This window comes from Nitratidesulfovibrio vulgaris str. Hildenborough (genome assembly GCF_000195755.1).
Lineage (GTDB): Bacteria > Desulfobacterota > Desulfovibrionia > Desulfovibrionales > Desulfovibrionaceae > Nitratidesulfovibrio > Nitratidesulfovibrio vulgaris.
Map to the genome: position 1 here is coordinate 2,761,501 of NC_002937.3, position 17,833 is coordinate 2,779,333.

A 17,833-nucleotide genomic window follows, 5' to 3' on the forward strand; every position below is an offset into this window, starting at 1 on the left:
GACCTGGGTCAAGCCGTGTGGCTGCATGACCCAATATGAAAGGAGGCTGCCTCATGCAGCCTCCTTTCATATCGAGCGGTGGGGGGAGGCGCGAGCGGCTAGGCCGCTTCCGAGAGGGGTTCGGCATTGCCACCGAGCTTGCGGTTCCAGCCCGTGTAGGCCGAGAAGACCAGTACGGCGAGCAGTGCCCATGAATACGGGTTGTACAGGGCGGCACTGATGGGGGGAACGCTGATGCCGTAGGCTTCACCCGCACTCACCACGGCGGCGTACCATGCCGCGACGACAATATGCCACGGCAGCATGAAGAACACGGTGCAGACGGCGCAGTCCATGAGGTTGGCCCTGCGCGCAGGGGCCAGGTCGAACTTCTCGCCGACAGGGCGCACGAGCGAGGGACCCACGAGAAGTTCCGCAGGCGCGTTGGCCGATATCGGAACGGAGGCGACGACGGTGACGCCGATGATGAAGAACTCCGCCTGCCTGACAGAGCGCACGATGGCTCCCTCTGCGGCGTTGAGGATGCGCTTCATGATGCCTGTCTCGACGAGTATCTGCGTCACGGCGAGGATGAGGATGGCGAAGATGATGGCACCCACGACACTGTTGATGCCATCTTCGATGATGCCGGTGGAAATGCCGCGCTTGGCAGGTATGCTGAACAACGTCTGAAGCGTCAGGTTGCCCGTGACCATGCCGATGACGGCAGCACTCACGTTGCCGTAGATGAGTGACTCGATGATATGCCGCCCTGACAGGGCCGCGGCCACGACGACGACAAGGGCAAGCAGCATGAACGCACCCAGCGGGTTCATGCGTGCCTGTATCTCGGGCAGGGGTTGCAGTGCTCCGCCCCCCCCGAAGACGAGGAACACGCCAGCCGCGATGGTGGCGGCTGCCATGGCAAGCGGGAAGCGGCTGCGGACAACATCACGCATCGTCGCCCCTTGTGTGTAGGCGGAGACGATGGTGGTGTCGGAGATGGGTGCGAGGTTGTCGCCGAACGCCGCCCCCGACAGAATGGCGAGGCCCAGCATGGCCGGGTCTGCCCCGAGGAAGTGCCCGGCAGGATAGAGAACCGGAGTCAGGGCTATGCAGGTGCCCGTACTCGTACCGGTGCCAAGGGCAAAGAGCATGGCGGCCACGAACACCATGAGTGTGAATACGGCACCCTGTGCGCCTGTGGTCATGCCCATCCAGAGCAGGCCGTCCACAAGCCCCCCTGCGACCATGAGCTTGCCGAACACTCCGGCGAAAAGCCACGCAGTGACGATGACGATACCAGTCTTGTCGCCGATGCCACGCATGGCGGCCTTGCAGTAATCGGCTTTGTTGCGGGCAAAGAACAGCCCCAGTGTTATGGCAATCCATGCACACGCCCAGAAGGGTTTCGTGCCTCCACGCTCCGCTACGGACAGCCATACAAGCCCACCAACGAGCGTGATGAGCGGAACGAGTCCCCCCAGTATGCCACCGTGCATTTCAAGGCGCTTTTCCATGATGTGCTCCTTCTATGCGAACCGTGATGTGAAAAGGGCACCACGCATGTGGTGCCCGGGGGTTACTTGAACGTATCGAGGTAGGCGTAAAGCGCTGGCGATCCACCGGTGTGCAGGAAAAGCACATTCGAACCTTCGGCAAAGTAGCCGCTACGCACGAGGTCCACAAGACCGGCCATGGCCTTGCCCGAGTACACCGGGTCGAGCAGTATGCCTTCGGTCTGGGCCAGAAGACGCACGGCTTCGACCATGCTCTCGGTGGGCAGCGAATAGCCGGGGCCCACATAACCGTCAAAGCAGGTCACCGCTTCATCGGGGAACTCGCCACTCATGCCCACGCGCTGCGCCGTCTCGCGGGCCAGCTTGCGCACCAGTGCCTCCTGGTCGGCCTTGGTGCGGCTCACGTTGATGCCGGAGACAGGGATGTTGGCGTTGTTGCCCACCATGCCGACGACGATGCCGGCATGGGTCCCGGCGCTACCGCTGGGAACCACCATGTGATCCACCTTGAGTCCCATGTCGAAGAGTTGCTGGAGGGTCTCCTGCGCGCAAGAGACATAGCCGGTGGCCCCGATGGGGTTCGATGCTCCACCGGGGATGATGTAGGGAGTACGCCCTGCTTCCTTGAGGCGTGCAGCGAGTGCTTCCATTTCCCCCATCATGTTGGAACCGCCGGGCACGACGGTGATGCTCTTCACACCCATGAGCTTGAACAGGAAGTTGTTGCCCGAAGCTTCGGGCTTGTAGCTGCCCTTGACACGCTCCTCAAGGACGAGATGGCAGTCGAGCCCTTCCTTGACAGCCCACGACAGGGTCAGGCGGCAATGGTTGGACTGCACGGCCCCGCAGGTGATGATGGTGTCAGCGCCCTTGGCGAGGGCATCCGCCATGCAGAAGTCCAGCTTGCGGGTCTTGTTGCCCCCGGCGCAGCCGGGCAGCAGGTCATCACGCTTGATGAAGATGTTGACCTTGCCGCCCAGAGCCTTCGAAAAAGCCGGACACGATTCGATGGGGGTGGGGTCCTTGACATAGCCACGTCTGGGAAAAACAGCGAGATTCATGGTGTCTCCGTGTGTCGGTTGTATTGAATGGTGCGGCCTTATGGCGCACCTAGCCTTCGAGGGCGAAGATGGCTTCTACTTCGATGGTTCCTCCAAGGGGCAGGGCTGCCACCTGAATGGCACTGCGCGCCGGGAACGGGGTTGCGAAGTACTGTGCGTAGACGGCGTTGACAGCCTTGAAGTCCGCAAGGTCCGCCATGAAAACCGTGGTCTTGACGGCATGGTCGAGCGTGATGCCCGCAGCTTCTGCAATGGCCCGAAGATTGGTGAAGACCTGATGCGCTGCCGCTTCGATATCGTCCTTGATGAGAGTGCCGGTGGCGGGGTCGATGGGCAGTTGCCCTGAGACGAAGAGAAGACCTTGGGCACTGATGGCCTGAGAATAGGGGCCGATGGCGGCGGGTGCCTTTGTGGTGCTGATGGATTTTTTGGCTGTCATGGCTACTCCGTTTTTTGTCGACTGTATAAATGTCGACATTTTTAACGTCACAAGTCCGCCTTACGTGATTTGCTTCACAAGTGTCAACGGAAAAACTTCGATGCGGCATCAGCGCGATGGCATGAGCCCTCAAGAAAAGGGCTCGTGCCCGACCTCGGTCAGTGTACCGACGACACCTTCAGGGTTGTGCCCGCAGTATTTCACTGTCTCTGCCGCCGGACGACTCTGGACGAGGCCCAAGGCAGCGTTCGGTCTGGCAGGCGTGGTGCCTGCCACAGCGTATCCATGACCTCCCGGCTTTTCCTTTATGACAAGGTCATCTGGCTTTCAGGCCCTTGTCACCGGGAGCTACTGGCCTCTTCACATGCCCCTGTCCTCGGCTTGCCGACGGGATGAAGACTGCGGTCGTTACGAAGCGAGAGCTCAACGTGCCACGGCTTTGCCTCGCCCCTGCCCCCCGGTACAATGAACTCAATGATCCGAATTTATGTAAAATACGGCAGAGTGAGCATTCTTCAAAAGCAGCACGCGCCCCGCTTCCGGCAGCGGTGAACCCTGCCGGCTCACTGTGCCGGGTCACTGCCTGCGCCAATGACAAGAAGAAGCGGAGGCTGGTGCCTCCGCGACATGACGCACTCGCGCAGGACGAATGAGCCCGGACGCCAATGACGATATCTCCGGCGCAGAGAACACGGCAGGCGTTCGCTTCAGGCAGGGGTGACCCCTGCCGGCTCACTGTGCCGGGTCACTGGCTGCGCCAATGACAAGAAGAAGCGGAGGCTGGTGCTCCGCGACATGACGCACTCGCGCAGGACGAATGAGCCCGGACGCCAATGACGGTATCTCCGGCGCAGAGAACAGGGCAGGCGTTCGCTTCCGGCAGGGGTGAACCCTGCCGGCTCACTGTGCCGGGTCACTGGCTGCGCCAATGACAAAAAGAAGCGGAGGCTGGTGCCTCCGCGACATGACGCACTCGCGCAGGACGAATGAGCCCGGACGCCAATGACGGTATCTCCGGTGCAAAGGACACGGCAGGCGTTCGCTTCCGGCAGGGGTGAACCCTGCCGACTCACTGTGCCTGGTCACTGGCTGCGCCAATGACAAAAAGAAGCGGAGGCTGGTGCCTCCGCTTCTTTTTGCGGGGATGGTCCGAGGAGTCCGGACGCCGCATTGCGGCTACGACGTACCGGAAAATATCTACGCCACGCGCTCTTCAAGGCGCACGCGGTCGAGGTCTACGACTACAGGGTCGATGAGGGTGAAACCGGAGGGGTTCGACCAGTTGAACTCATCCGCGGCACGCCCTGCGTAGGTCACGTCACTCAGGGCGCTGAACCCTTCCGTCAGACACGGTGACAGGTCGAGTACACGTGCGGCAAAGGCATTGGCATCGAAGGAATCGACATTGCGCCACACCCATCTGTAGGTACAACGTTCGTCGGTGAAACCCATGACAGCCATGAACCGGGCACGCGAACCAAGGAAGAGTTCAGGATTCAGCGTCGTTCCCGTTGCCATCAGAGCCTTGGTGTCAAAAGGTACCGGCTGACCATCCACGGTCAGCTGAACAGTTGTCGCTGCATCGATACGCATACCGAAATTCCGAGTGTTGCCCCGGCGCCACCAGTTCATGTACTTCTGTGAGTATATCTTGCGGCCGTTGGTGCGGATGTTTTCCGCAGTACGTGACGAGACGGGATGCAGAGCCAGGTCGCAGCTGCTACCGGTGAAAGTAAGGACGATATCCATTGATTGACCTCTCAAACAACACATGATCTCTAAAAAAATCCTGCACTGAGGCAAGATTTGCCAGGCCTTGCGAGTGAGAGCCTCCGGTGAACAGCCACATGCGTCGGTTGCAACGACGCTACAACATCAGGTACGGCACGGCTCAGCTTTCGCAGGTTGGTCACCCAACCAAGACGCCCTCACTTTGCCTCAGTCGGCACAAACAGTCAACAGGATTGTAGCAGAAAGTCGATTTTACGAAGCACCCAACATTGATTGCGCACATAGTTGTGAAAAAATTGATCAAGCCGGTCGAAGCCTCCTTTCCCGTTCCCGCCGCGCCTTTTCGCAACCAGCGACAGATCGCCAATGCATGGCGGATATCCAGATATGACATGCTGCATTCACATCGTTTTCAAACCTTGCCATTACCATCGGCGACCAGAAACACCTGCAACGCTGCGCCGCGCGATGGGGCCAGCACATACCAAAAAAAGGCGGAGAGCGACGTGTGGTCGTCGCTCTCCGGGGGAAGGGAGGATCATTGAAGACTGGGAAGGGAGGGTATGCAGTCAGGCGAATGCCTGTTCATGCCATCAGGCAGGTACCTTCGAAGAAGATCGCGACTCGGCTTCGACCTCACGCCGCACCTCGGCGAGGTCGATAACAATGGGGTCGATGAGGGTGAACCCGCTGGGATTGCACCACGAATCATCATCGGCGCATCTGCCATTGTAGAAGACGGAGTCGACGACATTGTAGCCTTCTGTCCGGAGAACGCGATCCCAGTTGAGAACCTGAAAGCGGAAGTTCTTCGGGTCGAAGTCCTGAACATCATTCCATATCCACTTGAAATTGCACCACTCATCGTCATATCCAAGAACAGCGAGATACTTGGCGCGGCTTTCCAGATACATCCGGCGACGCACGGCATGCACATCGCGGTAAAGAAGCTGGTCGTCGAACGGGGTCTGCTTTCCGTCAACGTACAGGCGCACCATGCTGTCCGGCCCGACGCGCATGCCGAAGGTGCGAGTGTTACCCTTGCGCCACCAGTTCATATACTTTTCCGCGTAAATCGCCCGCCCGCGCTTACGTATGGTCTCGGCGGTCTGCGGAGAAACGGGATGAAGAGCGATGTCACAGCTTTGACCAGTGATTTCAAAGATGATGTTCATGGATTCCCTCTCGTACTACAGATTGTTTCCGCCGGGCCTGCAAGGCTGCGTCATGTTGAACCAGCTATTCTGCCCGTAAGTGAGCATACACTGTGCCATTGCGTAATAAGGGATCGCGCATCTGCCAGCACATCCCCGCACTCGCTTGCGAACAAAGCATAGTTATTTTTTTCACAACCTGTCAAGCGTCGCCACCTGTTCCGTGCAATACCCAGTCTGCGGGAAATTGCGCGGTTACGCCCCACCAAAGCTCATATTCTTCGCGAAAGACATAGCATGGTGCATGCGCTTTTTCGCAATTATCACCCTGCCAGCCTTCAGACCGGAGGACACAGGCGCATGGTAGTGCGCTCGCCGTATGAGCCCTTCATGATGATGGACGGTCCAGACGTCGCATCATCCGGAAGGCACGACGACAAGACGGGATAGAAGAAGGTCGCTGGTGCCTCGTCATACCGCAAGCCCATTCCCTCTCGTCTCCATTCGACCATGCTCACTGCCGGTCATGCCCATCAATGCACTACAACTGTTGCGTCCAGAGAAAAACAGTCGGCAAACATCCACAGTTCGATACTGCATCGAACGGCTACACCCCTCTTCCCAAAAGGGTTTCGCAGCCCCTGCCCGCATCGCGCATGCCCACCGGACAAGCTCGAAAAACTCTAAAAAAAGTCAAACATCAAGACTGATTGGGCTTTGAGAAGATCATCGTCGGACTTCTGCAACCTCACACCACGAAACTGCAGAACAGGACCATTTCCATGCAACAGTCCCATCGACCTGGCGGGTATTCCTTCACCGTACAGCCGCGCCAGCATACATGCCCGCCGATGACGGACCATGAACCGTTTTTTTCTTGTCAGCACACAGGCGGTGCAGTAAGGTCGGCATGTTCAAGTCAGTTCACAACCACGCAACCCCTATCCTCAAGCTGCTACCTTGCACCGAGAGGCAGAATGGCACACCAGAGCATCCCCGGACATGGCAAACGCTTTCCCGGCCAGCTAGGCATCGTCCTTCTGGTGCTGACTTTCGTTGTGGCAAGCGTCTGCGGGGCACATGCCTCCGAAAGGCTCAATGTGGTATCGGCGTTCCTGATAGACCAGAACAGCCGACGTGTGCTCTTCGAACAGAACGCTGACGCGCAGATTCCTCCCGCTTCGCTCACCAAGGTCATATCGATGTATGTGGCCCTCGACCATATCAGGGCCGGAAAGGCCTCTCTCGCAGACAAGGTCAAGATCAGCGCCCGTGCGGCCCGAACAGGCGGTTCTCGCATGTTTCTCACCCGCGGAGAGACTGTATCGCTTGACGAACTGCTTATGGGCATGGCTGTATCCTCTGGCAATGACGCCAGTGTTGCAGTGGCTGAGCATATCGCGGGCAGTACCGACCGGTTCGTACAACTGATGAACGCCAAGGCACGTGCACTGGGGATGACGGAAACGACATTCCGCAACGTCAACGGACTGCCTGCAGCGGGGCAGAAGACGACAGCGCGAGACATGGGCAAGCTGGCAGTCAGCTATCTCACTGCCCATCCGCAGGCACTGCGCTACCATTCAACGCGCTTCATCAGACACAACAAGGTCATCACGACCAACAAGAATCCCATGCTCGGCAACTGCGAAGGGGCCGACGGCCTCAAGACCGGCTGGGTATGCGCGTCGGGCTACAACCTCATATCCACTGTCAAACGGGGCAACACCCGCCTTGTTGCTGTCGTCCTCGGCGCGGAGAACAGTCAGGTTCGCGGTCAGGAGATGAACAGGCTCATCGACGCAGGCTACAGGTCGTTACGGGGTGAGGGGCCTTCAGTGGCTGCCGTCCTGCCCCGCCTCTCGCCTGCCGATTATCGGATCGACCTGCACAAGACCAACTCTCTCGCCTATGCCGAAGTGAGCAAACACAAGAAGAAGATCGCAGCCCGCAAAGGCAAACTGCGGGCAGGCAAGACTGGCTCCAAGCAGCACGCCTCGGCGCAGGTCAGCAAGTCCTCCAAATCATCCAAGGCCGTCAAAGGCAAATCTCCGGACAAGTCTGCAGCTACATCCAAGGCTGTCGCCACAGTGCGGCGAGAGAAAGCCAAGGCGGTTCCTTCGAACAAGTCTGTCCGGGCTACCAAGGTGCAGCAGGCCCGCAAGGCTGCCGTCGCCCGCAAGACAGAGACGAAAACGACCGTGAAACGGTCCAAGCCCGCCACCGCCGCTTCGACCAAGAAGACGGCAGCACCGCCTCGTACTCCCGTACAGCGCGCCGAACGCACAGACAAACGGGGCTAGGCGGGGGGCGGAACACGCCCCGGCCCGCACGATGTCTTCTCTTTTCTCTCTCCCGGTCAGCCTGATGTCCATTCACGCTCTTCCGCACTTCATGGCAGCCTCGTAGCGGTCATGCCCCACGCTTTGCGTGCTGGTGCAGGCTTACATCTCGATGGTGCCGCCTCTCCTCCACTCCATGCTTCTTGCCCGAAGAACGCCTCGGGCGCCTGCCCTTCAGCAAGGTTGAGTCTCAGCCCCCCTGTCGTGCGAACAAGGCGACAGCGGCAACAAGACACGACAGCCCCGGCGCGCAATCGCCGGGGCTGTCGTGTCATTCACCCATGGATACCAGCAGGGCAAACATCTGTCTGCGGGGTGTCAGGCGGAATGCCCCCTATAGACGGCACCCGATGTGGGACTCTCGCGCACGACGACCTTGGAAAGCAGCGGGAGGGATGTCACAAGGCGTTCCCACAGCCAGCGGGCGATGTTCTCGCTTGTGGGGTTCTCGAGTCCTTCAATATCATTCAGGTAGGCATGGTCTAGCTGGTCCACGACCGGGCGCGCCACGCGCTTGACGTCTCCGAAATCCATCACCCAGCCGTTGTCTCCGTCGAGAGGCCCGGCAAGGTGGACTTCAACACTGAAGGTATGCCCGTGCAGGTTGCCGCACTTGTGCCCCTTCGGAACACAAGGCAGACGATGTGCCGCGTCGAACGACAACGTGACGAAAAGTTCCATGACGACTCCTGACGTATGATATCGGTCGAACCGGGCGACCGGATTGATGGATTTCCACCCGGGAAAACAGCGTGCCATCTCAGAAGGCTGCGCACTCTGATTGCCTGAGGACGAACAGACATGGCCCATGACAGGGCATCGTCTATCCGGCATGGGATGCTTCTGGCGGCATTATCACGTGCCGATGCCGCGGGATGGGACACCCCGCCTGACCATTGTCCGTACCGGATACCATGCACCGGGACGGTTGAAAACGCCCCGGCTAGGGGATTCCGAGGTACTTGTGCGTCTGGAGGCAAAGTCGCCATCTGGGATGTGCAAGGCACCACCGCACAGCCTCCGACTCTGCATCGCCTCTGCCTGCATCCCCAAGTCCGTCTCTAGGCTGCATGAGAAGGTAGGTGAAAGCGAGAGATTCGTACGATTCAGGGCAAATGCCCTGCTGCGGCCAGACGAGTTTGAGCTCATCCCCGGAGGTGACGGCAAGCCGGGTTCCGGCCTTCGGGCTCACGGTCACCCAGTCTATGCCCTCCGGCAGGCGAACGGTGCCGTTGGTCTCGATAGCGACTTCACAGCCGTGGGCATGGAGGATGTCGATCAGGGGACGGTCGAGTTGCAAGGCAGGTTCGCCGCCGGTGAAGACGACATACGGACGGTATCCTTCTCCGGTCTTGTAGGGAAAGGCGGCGAGGATGGCTGCGGCGAGCGTCGCGGCATCTTCGAAGACGCCCCCGCCCGGACCATCGGTACCCACGAAATCAGTATCGCAGAAGGGGCACACGGCAGCGGGCCTGTCCTGCGCCCACCCCGTCCACAGGTTGCAACCCGAGAAACGGCAGAACACGGCGGCACGCCCTGCGCGCATCCCCTCGCCCTGCAACGTGTGGAAAATCTCTTTGACACGATACGTCATCGCCCTTCCCCATGGACCGCATGACCGGCGACGTACGCATCCCAGCCTGCGCGCCGCAGTTCACAGGCGGGGCATGTGCCGCACCCGTACCCCCACGGATGCCGGACATCGCGCACACCCTTGTAGCAGGTATGGGAACGCTCGAGCACCAGTTCGACGAAATCCTGCCCGCCCTCATCACGCGCCATGTCCCACGTCTGCGCCTTGGTCAGCCACATGAGCGGCGTGTGCACCACAAAGCGGGACTCCATACCCAGATTCAGGGCCACCTGCATCGCCTTCATGGCATCGTCACGGCAATCGGGGTACCCGGAGAAATCCGTCTCGCACACACCAAGGACAAGATGCCTGATGCCCTGCCTGTAGGCACATGCTGCCGCAGCCGTCAGGAACATGAGGTTGCGCCCCGGCACGAATGTGGAGGGCAGCCCGTTGCGACCCATCTCGATGGCCACGTCATGCGTCAGTGCCGTCTCGCCCAGTTCGCGGAAGAGCCCCATCTCGACGACGGTGTCCGTGCCGAGATGCGCTTTCCATCCGGGGCGGACGTCGCCGATGGCGGCAAGAACGTCCTGCCTGCACTGCATCTCCACATCATGCCGTTGCCCATAATGAAAGCCGATGGTGGCCACGGTGCGGAAACGGTTGAGGGCCCAGCCGAGACACGTCGTGGAATCCTGCCCACCGGAAAAGATGACAAGGGCATTGCCGTCGCAAGAAGGCATCTTGGTTCTCCAGTATCGATGAATTGTATGTATGATGTTACGCCGGTGGAAGATGCGGGCCATACGGTGGAAGCACAGACCTGACAAACGGACCGGAGTCGCTTTCCGCCTTCCGCTGCCCTACGAGGCATGACAATGTCACCGGACGCACGTTTCGCATCTGGCTATACCGCCATGAAGGACTTGTAAAGCCACACATGCCGATGTGATACTCTTGTACCGACGCAACGCGAACTCACTCCAAATGCCTGTCGTTCTTGCATTGTCAAACAAAACGACCTATGCAATGACTCACGTTTGAGGCCCCATGACGCACCAAGGCGCAACGGGTGCCACGGTCAGGCGCAGACATGCCACTTCGACCACGGGAGAAGGCGATGCCCCCTCGCATACTTCACCGCCGCGACATCCTGCGTTACGGGCTTGCCGGACTCCTTTCTCTCGCAACGCATCCTCTTGCCTGGGCGGTCGCATCCGAACGCCTCCCCGTCACCGGATTCGGGGCACGCACCTTCGACACCCCTGTCCCCTTGCACGGTACACCCGACGGGCCTGCCATGCTCGAAGCCTGCCAGCCGCTTGCCGTCTCCATCGGCCCCGGGGCCCCGGGCGGCAACGCAGCGCCCTTCGCCTTCACGATGGCCCGCAACACTGCCGCGGCCCTTGAAGAGAGCAGTCATCCGGGCTCTCCGCTTCTGCGTCTCCAGTCCGGCTGCACATTCCGCGCCCGTGTCAGCAACAAACTCACCACACCCTGCACCCCCTTCTGGCGGGGCCTGTTGGCAGACTGGCAGACGCCCCTGCCCGCCAGCCCTCTCGAATCCGGCGCAGAGCATACCTATGCCGCCACCGTGCGAAACAGGGCGGGTACGCTTCTCTATCAGGCACTGACCCCCGGCATGGCCGCCCCGCAAGTACAACTGGGGCTGTGCGGCCTGATGCTCGTCGAAGACGCCACCGAACGCCTTTTCGCCCGCCAGTACGACCTGCACCTCGGCACTACCGACCTCCCGCTGCTCATCCACGACTGCACTCTGGACGGGCTGGGCGCATACGCGACGACGCAAGCGGCCTTCGGCAACGCCCTGCTGGTCAACGGAGTCATAGGCGGAGTCATCGACGTACCTGCCGCCTTCGTCCGGCTACGGCTTGCCAACGGCTGCGCGTCACGCATTCTCGATGTCGCCCTGCAACATGCCGGAAAAGACCTGCCGGTGACGCTCATCGGCACGGACTGCGGACTGCTTCCCTTCACTGAACGAGTCGAAGGATCGTTTCTCGGCCCCGGAGAAAGGGTTGAATACCTCGCAGACCTCAGGGACATCCCTGCCGGGACCGACATCTACATCGTCAGTCGCGCCTTTCCGTCCTCCTATTTTCCTGGCAGGACAGCCATACCGCCTGAAGGGACACCCTTCGCGCTCTTGCGCCTCCGGGTCGGCGCACCGACCGGGTCCCGCATCACCACGCCAGCACCGATGCGACTTGCGGAACCCTTCGCCCCTCTACCGGCCCCGGGCGGCCCGGCCCGCAGGGTCTCCATCGTCTGGCCCCACGGCCTTCATGCCATCGACGGTCAGGCATGGACCGACACTCCCCTGCAACTGCCCCATCGACAGCGCGAAACATGGGAGTTCAGCAACGCCGCAGACGGCGTTCCCTACCCGCTGTACTGCGGCGGCCTTGCCTTCCGTGTCCTGACGCGTCGCGGCGGACCACCAGCGGTACAGGCGCGTGCCACGCACCCGGAAGGGAGACACCCTGCGGATGAGGGACTCAAGGACACCGTCATCATATGGCCCGGCGAAACGGTCCGCATCTCGCTCGATTTCAGCGTCCGCCGTGCGCCGGCGGCCATTCCCCTCGTCTTCGGGGCAGCACGCCTCGACGCATTCGACGCAGGGCAACGGCGCACCATCGTCCTGCCGCCTCTCACTCGTTGACAGCACGAACACTGCCCCCTACTCTCATGAGATACCTACATGTGCCACATGCCGCCGCAGGCATCACCTCCAGCAAGACGGAGAAGCGGCCCCCCTCGCCGGAGACAGGACGGCCAGACACTGCGCGCCGATTTAAGAAAGACATCGTGGAACACCACAACAGGCAGAGTATCATGCGCCGTGCGTTCACCCTGATCATCATGACCTTCGTACTGACGATGCCCCGTACAGGCGTCGCTCAGCCGCTTGTGTTCTTCGACACGGTGAACCCACCCTTCATGTACGAATACAATGGCACGGTCACAGGCATCTACCCTCGTCTCATCGGGGAGGCCTTCTCCATCATCGGGGGCACACCGAAAGTGGCCGCACTCCCATGGGGCAGACTATATGCAGAACTCACGGCTGGCCGGGGCTGCGTCGGCGGTCTCTACTACACCCGCGAACGTGACAGCCGCTTCCTGCTGACCAAGGCCTATTTCCACGAAGAACTGCTGGCGGTCTTTTCCGCCGAATCCGGACGTGAAGCCAGGACCATGGAAGACCTTGCGGGGCTTCGCGTCGGGCTGGTCAGCAACTGGAGTTACGGCGACCTTTTCGATGAAGCGAGACGTCGCGGGCTGTTCCGGCCCGAATTCGCAGGAAGCGAAGAACAGAACCTGCTGAAGGTGGCTGGCGGCAGGCTCGATTGTACCATCGTGGCGCGCGCTTCGGCCATCTGGCTAGGAGAACGACTGGGCATAACGCGCAAACTCCACATAGGCCCGACGCTGGACAGACGTGCCATTCACATGGCCCTGCCCCGCAGCATAGAGAACGTGCACCTTCGAGACAGGCTTAACGACGCCATCGACCTTCTCTTCAAGGCCAACCGTCAGGACGCCATCGCCGCCGAAGAGGTCATGCGCTGACGGGCGACGCACCGCCGCACGGGCTCAACACCGGAGTGTCGCCACCAGCCTGCCGTGCTCAAGCAGCAGGTCGAGCCCATCGTTGATGTCACGGACAGCGACCTGTGCGGCGACCAACGTGCCTACGGCAACACCTTCATCCCCCATCACAGCCACGGACAGGGCGGCGTCGCGCAGCATGAGTTCGTCGTTGCGCCCGTTGCCCATGGCGACACACGTGCCAGCCCCGCACCGCATGAGGGCTTCGAGCTTGGCCTTGTCCTGTGCCCCTTCACACCCTTCGAGGACCTCCACGTCAACGGGCAGTGCCGCCATCTCCCTGCGCACGGTCCCGTGTGTGTCCGCGGTGAGCACCACAACGCGCAAGTCCCCGGCAAGACGGCCGATACGTTCGGCGACGCCGGGCACAAGCCGTCCGTCGCGTGCAATGGTGCCGTTATAGTCGAGGAGCAGTGTCTCAAGGCGTAACGTTTTCACACCGGGAATGACATATTCAAGCATCTTCAATCCTCAAGATGGTGTTCGAGTTCAGCCACATCAGGAAGTCCCGCACCGTGACGGTTCCAAACACGGACGACACGCCCCGCATCGACGAGGACAAGATTGTCCGCAAGGCGCAACGCCTGCCGCAACCCGTGGGAGACCATGACCACGGTGCGCGTGTGACCGAGAGACGTGATGCGCTCCTCGATCGCCCGTGCAGACGCGATGTCCAGAGACGCCGTAGGTTCGTCGAGCAGCAGGAAGGCCGGGCGAAGTGCCAGCGCCCGTGCGAGGCACAGCCGTTGCTGCTGCCCGCCAGACAGGCCAAGGGCGTTCTCGTCCAGCCTGTCATGCACCTCATCCCATAATGCCGCCTCGCGCAACGCCTCCTCCATGCGAGGGGCGACCTCCGTCTCGGGAAGGCAGAGGACATGACGCAAGGTCATGTCCATGTTGCGCCGGATGGAAAGCGGCAGCACATCGGGGGACTGGAAGACCATCCCCATACGCGCACGCAGCCATGACGGGTCGCCCACGGCACCGGAATAGGCGTCGACAACCCGCCCGTCCAGCCGTAGCAGGACACGCCCCGTCGTCGTGCATCCCGGCAGGCATTCGTTGAGACGTTGCAACACCCGGAGAAGGGTCGACTTGCCGGACCCGGAACGCCCGATGAGCACCGTGGTCATGCCGGACGGCACGTCGAGGTGCACATCATGCAACACCTGCCGCGTACCGAACGCCACCCGCACCCCGGCGAGTCGTGCCGCGAGGCCTTCCGGCAGCGCACACGCCGCAGACTGTTCCGCGGGGCTGCGTCCATTGACACGCCCAGAGGTCGCCCGCTGCAGAACACCTCGAACGGCACGCATGATGCTATCCTTCATGGCCTATCCTCCCCTGATACTCGCCTGATACTCACCTGATGTCCTCTGATGTTCCCTGACAGGGTGACACAGGGAGCACGCCCCGCCATTTCCGTTCAAGAACCCGCTGCAACAGCCATGCACCTGCCAGCAACGTCAGCGACAGCACGAGCAGCACCGTTGCCGCCCCGAAACCTCGCTGGAGTTCGACGGCATCACGGTACTGCGACGACAGATAGAAGATGGTGAAGGGCAGGGCCTCAAAACGCTCCCCAAGACCGGCGGGCAAGCCCACGCTGGCGACCACCCCCGTGAGCATGATGACGGCGGTGTCTTCGGCAGCGCGCCCGGCAGCCAGCAGCACGCCCCCCAGGATGCCCCGCCCGGCGGCGGGCAGCAGCAGATGCCGCAGCCTCCCCCACGTATCGAGCCCAAGCGCCGCCCCGGTGAGTCTCAACTGCGCAGGCAACGCCTCCAGTGCGCCTCGCGTGGTCACCACCAGCACAGGCAACACCAAGAGCGCCAGACACACCGAGGCAAGCAGGAGGCCTGTCGAGGCGTCAGGCGCGACAGTGCGCCGCAAGGCAAGCAACAACGTGAATCCGAACAGCCCCATGACGATGGATGGCACCCCCGCCAGCAGGTCGACGGCAAGTCCCAGCAGGACTCGCGTGCGAGGGCTTGCAAACAGCGCGAGGTGGATGCCGCAGCCTATTCCCGGCAACACGGCAAGGCCAAGTGCCACCATGAGCAGGGCGAAGGTTCCGGCACATGCGGGCCAGATGCCATCCCATACCGGAACGGCCCCGGTCATCGCAGCCAGCGGCGACACGTCACCGAACAGCAATGCCGGTCCCAGTGCAGGCAGGCCACGCATGAGTACGACGCCCAGCAAGGCCGCAACGCCCACCAGCGTGACAGTCATGGATACCATCACGAAGATGCGCCATAACGCAAGATTCGCGCAACGCCTCAAGTTCGCCCCCTGAATTGCGCTCCCGATCGCGCAAGAACACGCAAGACGAGCTGCACGGCGAGATTCAGAAGCAACAGAAGACACCCGGCCACGAACAACGAACCGTAGGTTCCACTGCGGCTATCCGTCGCAAGGACGAGTGCGATGTGGGCGGTAAGTGTCCGGACGCTTTCCAGAGGTGACCCCGGTGACTGCACCGCGTTACCGGCAAGCATGAGAGGCAGCAGCGTGTCCCCCATCGCCCTGCCAAAGCCAAGCGCCGCTGCACCAGCCATATGCCGCCAACACAGAGGCAGCACCATGTGCACCATGACCTGTCCGCGATTGAGCCCCATGGCCGCCCCCGTGAGACGCACCCGTTCAACTGTCGGCCCCATGCCCGCCTCCATGACAAGCACCATGGTCGGCACCACCAGCAGGGCAAGCACCAGAGAAGCCGTAAGCCAGCATAGCCCCGTACCACGTCCCGCAGCCTCGCGCACGAGTGGCACAAGAAGGAACAGGGCGGCGAAACCGTAGACGACGGTCGGGACGGCGGTCAGGCAACGCACCAGCCCCCTGAACATCTGCCCCACACCACTGGGGGCAAGACCGTTCATGCCGCAGCAGATTCCCAATGAAAGAGGAAATCCGATGACAAGAGCGATTCCGGCCACCCCCATCGAAGCCTGAAGCATGGGGAGAACGCCATAGGAGCCTGTGGCGGGCTTCCAGTCACCCGCTATGACGGCAAAACCCTGCCCGTCCATGAAGACGGGCAGGGCGAAGAGACACAGGAAGGCGAAGATGGCGACAAGAGCCAGTGCGACCGAGGCGGCGCAGAGCGCACACACGGTCGTGACCACGCCGCCCTTCCAGCGGCGGAGCATCACCGGCCTGTGGGGATGTAGCCGCTGGCGCGGATGATATCGGCACCTTCGTCGGTGAACAGATAGTCGATGAAGGCGCGGACAAGTCCGGTGGGCTGACCCTTGGTGTTCATGTAGAGCTTGCGGGTGACCGTATAACTGCCGTTGGCGGCGTTCTCCTGCGTAGCCACCATGCCGTCGAGCACCGGGGCCTTCACCGAAGTGTCGATGTGGCCGATGCCCACATAGCCTATGGCCCCGGCATCCTGCGCCACGGCGGTCTTCATCGCGCCATTGGAGGGCACGACATTGGCCGAGGCTGCGACGGCGCCCTTGGCAAGCAGCTTGCCGTCGAACACCTCGCGCGTGCCGCTGGCCTCGTCACGCGTATAGAGGGTGATGGCCCTGTCCGCACCGCCGAGTGCCTTCCAGTTGGTCACCTTGCCCGCGTAGATGTCGCGTACCTGTGCCGCAGTGAGCGCGCCGACAGGGTTGGCGGGGTTCACAACCACGGCCACGCCGTCGATGGCGAAGGGGAACGAGACGAGACCGTACTTGGCGACCTCGGCCTCCGAAAGCGCACGCCCGGTGTTGCCGATGGCCACAAGGCCCTCGCCCACCTGCTGGACCCCGACGCCGGACCCGCCGCCCGCGACGGAAATCCGGATGGCGGCATTCTGCGTCATGATGCGCTTCGCGGCCTCTTTCATGACGGGGATGTGCGCCGTACCTCCGGCGATATCGAGATTGCCGGACATGCCCTTGAAGGCTTCCAGCGGTGAGGCGGCATGGGCAACCTGCGCAAGGACGACGAAGGCGCAGACGACGAAGGCGTGGCCCGCGGCACGAACGAGACGGTCGCGGTACGTGGAGAGACGGGTGGAGATGACGCGTGACATGACGACTCCTTATCGCGTTACAGCCCTGCGGGCAGCTTTGATGGTGGGTACAGGCAGGGACAGTACCCGCTCACCGACAGCATGGACAAATCGAAAGACTCTATGATCGAAGCGGTCAACGATAGCCACGGGCTATAAGGCGCGCCGAAAGCGCACGGGGTGCCGTCACGCGGGACGGCCAAGGCGCCCCGGCGCCTCCTCGGCGTGCGACCTCACCCCGATCTCTTCGCAGTGCATACAGGCCGTGCCTCGCCGGGCTAGAGCCCCCGGCCTTCTCACGCCCCATCAGGAGGGGGCAGGCAGTGTCGTGCATCTGGACAGCGGCCCCGTCGGGGGATAGTGTGCGACCACCCGCCAAGGCT

At 61.6% G+C, this 17,833-nt stretch carries 16 protein-coding genes; 3 read left to right on the forward strand and 13 right to left on the reverse strand.

Translation table 11 applies throughout. The features are described from left to right. Positions 1 to 98: 98 nt before the first annotated feature. The 5 genes from DVU_RS12405 to DVU_RS12425 form a co-directional block, all read right to left on the reverse strand. The gene (locus DVU_RS12405; protein ID WP_010939914.1) at positions 99 to 1,499 is read right to left on the reverse strand and encodes a Na+/H+ antiporter NhaC family protein; all 1,401 of its coding nucleotides are present in this window, start codon (positions 1,497 to 1,499) and stop codon (positions 99 to 101) included. A gap of 62 nt (positions 1,500 to 1,561) precedes the next feature. Continuing rightward, positions 1,562 to 2,560 (reverse strand): D-cysteate sulfo-lyase, encoded by a 999-nt coding sequence (gene cuyA, locus DVU_RS12410; protein WP_010939915.1) that lies wholly within the window; start codon positions 2,558 to 2,560, stop codon positions 1,562 to 1,564. Positions 2,561 to 2,609: 49 nt separating this feature from the next. Continuing rightward, positions 2,610 to 2,999 (reverse strand): RidA family protein, encoded by a 390-nt coding sequence (locus DVU_RS12415; RefSeq protein WP_010939916.1) that lies wholly within the window; start codon positions 2,997 to 2,999, stop codon positions 2,610 to 2,612. A 1,197-nt stretch (positions 3,000 to 4,196) separates the two neighbouring features. Beyond that, positions 4,197 to 4,592 (reverse strand): hypothetical protein, encoded by a 396-nt coding sequence (locus DVU_RS12420; protein WP_223295104.1) that lies wholly within the window; start codon positions 4,590 to 4,592, stop codon positions 4,197 to 4,199. A gap of 731 nt (positions 4,593 to 5,323) precedes the next feature. Beyond that, positions 5,324 to 5,905 carry a hypothetical protein gene (locus tag DVU_RS12425; RefSeq protein WP_010939921.1) on the reverse strand — a complete coding sequence of 194 codons (582 nt, stop codon included), beginning with the start codon at positions 5,903 to 5,905 and terminating at the stop codon, positions 5,324 to 5,326. 956 nt (positions 5,906 to 6,861) lie between these two features. On the opposite strand from DVU_RS12425, the gene DVU_RS12430 reads away from it, so the two are divergent. Next, positions 6,862 to 8,187 carry a D-alanyl-D-alanine carboxypeptidase family protein gene (locus tag DVU_RS12430; protein ID WP_010939924.1) on the forward strand — a complete coding sequence of 442 codons (1,326 nt, stop codon included), beginning with the start codon at positions 6,862 to 6,864 and terminating at the stop codon, positions 8,185 to 8,187. A 357-nt stretch (positions 8,188 to 8,544) separates the two neighbouring features. Here the strand turns inward: DVU_RS12430 and queD are convergent, their stop codons facing one another. The 3 genes from queD to queC form a co-directional block, all read right to left on the reverse strand. Continuing rightward, complete coding sequence (gene queD, locus DVU_RS12435) at positions 8,545 to 8,907, reverse strand: 6-carboxytetrahydropterin synthase QueD (RefSeq protein WP_010939926.1); 363 nt, start codon at positions 8,905 to 8,907, stop codon at positions 8,545 to 8,547. Between the two features lie 262 nt (positions 8,908 to 9,169). Then, positions 9,170 to 9,820, reverse strand: coding sequence for a 7-carboxy-7-deazaguanine synthase (gene queE / locus DVU_RS12440; RefSeq protein WP_010939927.1), 651 nt, complete (start codon positions 9,818 to 9,820; stop codon positions 9,170 to 9,172). Further along, positions 9,817 to 10,545, reverse strand: coding sequence for a 7-cyano-7-deazaguanine synthase QueC (gene queC / locus DVU_RS12445; RefSeq protein WP_010939928.1), 729 nt, complete (start codon positions 10,543 to 10,545; stop codon positions 9,817 to 9,819). The genes queE and queC overlap by 4 nt, the downstream gene beginning before the upstream one ends. A gap of 377 nt (positions 10,546 to 10,922) precedes the next feature. Here queC and DVU_RS12450 point away from each other — a divergent pair, with 377 nt between their 5' ends. Both DVU_RS12450 and DVU_RS12455 read left to right on the forward strand, forming a co-directional pair. Beyond that, complete coding sequence (locus DVU_RS12450) at positions 10,923 to 12,488, forward strand: multicopper oxidase family protein (protein ID WP_010939930.1); 1,566 nt, start codon at positions 10,923 to 10,925, stop codon at positions 12,486 to 12,488. 146 nt (positions 12,489 to 12,634) lie between these two features. Further along, entirely contained in the window at positions 12,635 to 13,399 is a 765-nt protein-coding gene (locus DVU_RS12455; RefSeq protein ID WP_010939931.1) for a substrate-binding periplasmic protein, read from the forward strand. A gap of 24 nt (positions 13,400 to 13,423) precedes the next feature. Here DVU_RS12455 and DVU_RS12460 read toward each other — a convergent pair whose 3' ends face one another. From DVU_RS12460 to DVU_RS12480, 5 genes are read right to left on the reverse strand one after another with little or no spacing between them, the layout of a single operon-like run. Continuing rightward, the gene (locus DVU_RS12460) at positions 13,424 to 13,900 is read right to left on the reverse strand and encodes an HAD family hydrolase (RefSeq protein WP_010939932.1); all 477 of its coding nucleotides are present in this window, start codon (positions 13,898 to 13,900) and stop codon (positions 13,424 to 13,426) included. Positions 13,901 to 13,902: 2 nt separating this feature from the next. After that, the gene (locus DVU_RS12465) at positions 13,903 to 14,769 is read right to left on the reverse strand and encodes an ABC transporter ATP-binding protein (RefSeq protein WP_010939933.1); all 867 of its coding nucleotides are present in this window, start codon (positions 14,767 to 14,769) and stop codon (positions 13,903 to 13,905) included. Positions 14,770 to 14,800: 31 nt separating this feature from the next. Next, entirely contained in the window at positions 14,801 to 15,673 is an 873-nt protein-coding gene (locus DVU_RS12470) for a PstA family ABC transporter permease (RefSeq protein WP_223295105.1), read from the reverse strand. A gap of 47 nt (positions 15,674 to 15,720) precedes the next feature. Then, positions 15,721 to 16,593 (reverse strand): PstC family ABC transporter permease, encoded by an 873-nt coding sequence (locus DVU_RS12475; RefSeq protein WP_014524545.1) that lies wholly within the window; start codon positions 16,591 to 16,593, stop codon positions 15,721 to 15,723. After that, positions 16,593 to 17,471, reverse strand: a complete 879-nt coding sequence (locus DVU_RS12480) for a phosphate ABC transporter substrate-binding protein (RefSeq protein ID WP_010939936.1) — start codon at positions 17,469 to 17,471, stop codon at positions 16,593 to 16,595. Before DVU_RS12480 ends, DVU_RS12475 begins: the two co-directional genes overlap by 1 nt. Between the last annotated feature and the right edge of the window lie 362 nt (positions 17,472 to 17,833).

Bases quoted from the DNA above. Each gene is read 5' to 3' on its own strand.
- DVU_RS12405 (WP_010939914.1), bottom strand. From the start codon at position 1,499: ATGGAAAAGCGCCTTGAAATGCACGGTGGCATACTGGGGGGACTCGTT.
- queE (WP_010939927.1), bottom strand. From the start codon at position 9,820: ATGACGTATCGTGTCAAAGAGATTTTCCACACGTTGCAGGGCGAGGGG.
- DVU_RS12460 (WP_010939932.1), bottom strand. From the start codon at position 13,900: ATGCTTGAATATGTCATTCCCGGTGTGAAAACGTTACGCCTTGAGACA.
- cuyA (WP_010939915.1), bottom strand. From the start codon at position 2,560: ATGAATCTCGCTGTTTTTCCCAGACGTGGCTATGTCAAGGACCCCACC.
- queC (WP_010939928.1), bottom strand. From the start codon at position 10,545: ATGCCTTCTTGCGACGGCAATGCCCTTGTCATCTTTTCCGGTGGGCAG.
- DVU_RS12450 (WP_010939930.1), top strand. From the start codon at position 10,923: ATGCCCCCTCGCATACTTCACCGCCGCGACATCCTGCGTTACGGGCTT.
- DVU_RS12465 (WP_010939933.1), bottom strand. From the start codon at position 14,769: ATGAAGGATAGCATCATGCGTGCCGTTCGAGGTGTTCTGCAGCGGGCG.
- queD (WP_010939926.1), bottom strand. From the start codon at position 8,907: ATGGAACTTTTCGTCACGTTGTCGTTCGACGCGGCACATCGTCTGCCT.
- DVU_RS12470 (WP_223295105.1), bottom strand. From the start codon at position 15,673: ATGACTGTCACGCTGGTGGGCGTTGCGGCCTTGCTGGGCGTCGTACTC.
- DVU_RS12480 (WP_010939936.1), bottom strand. From the start codon at position 17,471: ATGTCACGCGTCATCTCCACCCGTCTCTCCACGTACCGCGACCGTCTC.
- DVU_RS12425 (WP_010939921.1), bottom strand. From the start codon at position 5,905: ATGAACATCATCTTTGAAATCACTGGTCAAAGCTGTGACATCGCTCTT.
- DVU_RS12415 (WP_010939916.1), bottom strand. From the start codon at position 2,999: ATGACAGCCAAAAAATCCATCAGCACCACAAAGGCACCCGCCGCCATC.
- DVU_RS12475 (WP_014524545.1), bottom strand. From the start codon at position 16,593: ATGCTCCGCCGCTGGAAGGGCGGCGTGGTCACGACCGTGTGTGCGCTC.
- DVU_RS12430 (WP_010939924.1), top strand. From the start codon at position 6,862: ATGGCACACCAGAGCATCCCCGGACATGGCAAACGCTTTCCCGGCCAG.
- DVU_RS12420 (WP_223295104.1), bottom strand. From the start codon at position 4,592: ATGCGTATCGATGCAGCGACAACTGTTCAGCTGACCGTGGATGGTCAG.